Here is a 1,712-nt window from a genome sequence, read left to right as displayed (position 1 = left end):
GCGCTCCTCACCCTCAAAATACGTGCTGTCGTGGGGCACGTGGCCCTCGAAGACGAGCATGGAACCCGTGCGGGGCTCGACCGCGTACCAGCCGCCGACGTAGGCGTCGGGGTTGTTGCACGGCCAGAGGCGCTTGCCGATGTTTGCCGGATCGTAGAAGCGTACCGACCCCCGATGCAGCGAGGTCATGGGGCAGTCCGCGTCCAGCGTCACCCGGGGATAATAGGTGCAAACGATGTCGGTCTGGATATGGGTGTGGGTGTTGATCCCCACGTTTTCCTTGTCAGCCCGGCGCTGCCAAAAGGTGTCGGACATCATCGAGATATCCCCGGTGTGCTTGTATCCATAGGCCAGCTGCAGATATTCGCGCACAGCCGCAGCCACCATCTCGGCTAGGGCTGCAATTGCCGTGTCTCGCTTATCGATCATGAAGTTGTGCCGCAGATGCCCGAGATGGTTGGTTTGGTCGCCAACGTTGCGGCCGTCGTCTGCGTCATTGATCCGGTTGGCCACAGCGTCCTTGGCGGCCAGCGCGTACAGCCGGTCGTTGAAGCCCTCGGGCATGTCCCAATGCTTGTGCATCACGAAGGCCGGGTAGATCATCTGCAGCTCGGTGGTGGTGGCGATCTCCATTACACGACCTCCAGGAGGATCTTGCCGATGGCGGTGTAGTGCTCGGTGTTCACCTTGACCGCGATCCGGTCGCCGGGGCGGAGGCCCAGAGCCTCAATCGCAAAGCTGCCGAGACCATTTTCATTTGTCGCCAATCGCCGCTTGGGCAAATAGCCGGCATTGCTCTCGAGCTTCAGTGTCAGAGCATGGGGGCAGGGCGCCCCATCCCCGTTCCATTTCAACGCAATCGGTACCTCTACTCTGCCACCGGCGGGCAGGCTCACGGTCTCCGTTCCCACCGCGTGGAAGTAGAACTGCTTAAACCAGACCCCATCGTTGGGGATTGTCGCGTCATCTATGCGGCTTGCCACGGTCGTCCCGTTCAGCAGGATCGGGTCTTGATCGCAGAGGAGCTCAACGCGCGCGCCAGACAATGGCCCGGCGATAGGCATAAAGATCACAAGGGCGTTTGACGCCTGTGTCCGTGCCCGGTGCCGGAAGGAAGTGTCCACCTTCTCGCGCGCAGATTGGGCAAATCGGTTGCGCCACGGCAAAGGGAAGCCATTGTTGTCGGTCATGATATCGATCAGGGCGTAGTCAGTCAGCTCGTCGTGTCCGACCATGCCGTCGAGGAAGATGTAGGAGCGGCCTTTGTAGACCGCGCCATGGGGGCACCCGGGCAGGTCGGGCACAAAGACGCCATTGCCCTCCAGATCGACAAAGCCGGCCTTGTTGAAGCTTTCCTGCGGCTTCTCGAGGGCCTCCTTTAAGTCTTGCCAAGCAATCTCGCCAATATAGTCAGGCGCGACTTGCCCTTCTTGGCATGGCTCAAAAACACAGATGCCGGCGTAGGTATCTTGAACATCCACCGCGTAATGCAGCCGCGCTGTCGTATTGTAGATGACGTGCAATCCTGTCTCGATCATCGGTTTTTGCCTTTCAGCTGCTCGACCTCGGCCGAGAGGTCTTTGATGGCCTCGACGAGAAGCCCGACGAGGTTGCCATATGCCAGCCGCAGCAGGCCTTCGGTCTCGACGACGGCCTCAGGTGTGACGGCTTGGACGTCCTGAGCGATCAGGCCGATTTCTCGGCTTCCGCCC

At 60.4% G+C, this 1,712-nt stretch carries 2 protein-coding genes; both read right to left on the bottom strand.

Annotation, left to right across the window (positions count from 1 at the left end):
- Positions 1 to 633: hypothetical protein (locus PM04_RS17145; RefSeq protein WP_038009123.1), on the bottom strand; the 633-nt coding region annotated here is incomplete at its 3' end.
- On the bottom strand, positions 633 to 1,538 hold the full coding sequence (locus PM04_RS17140) for a hypothetical protein (RefSeq protein ID WP_038009121.1): 906 nt from the start codon (positions 1,536 to 1,538) through the stop codon (positions 633 to 635). The genes PM04_RS17140 and PM04_RS17145, both read right to left, overlap by 1 nt.
- Positions 1,539 to 1,712 lie beyond the last annotated feature (174 nt).

Origin of the sequence: Thalassobacter sp. 16PALIMAR09 (assembly GCF_000765485.1) — a bacterium.
Lineage (GTDB): Bacteria > Pseudomonadota > Alphaproteobacteria > Rhodobacterales > Rhodobacteraceae > Thalassobacter > Thalassobacter stenotrophicus.
Note: the sequence above shows the minus strand (reverse complement) of the source record. Positions and strands in the feature narration are given on the sequence as shown.

What these genes read in the sequence shown, in the direction of transcription:
- PM04_RS17140 (WP_038009121.1), bottom strand. Translation starts at nt 1,538, where the DNA reads ATGATCGAGACAGGATTGCACGTCATCTACAATACGACAGCGCGGCTG.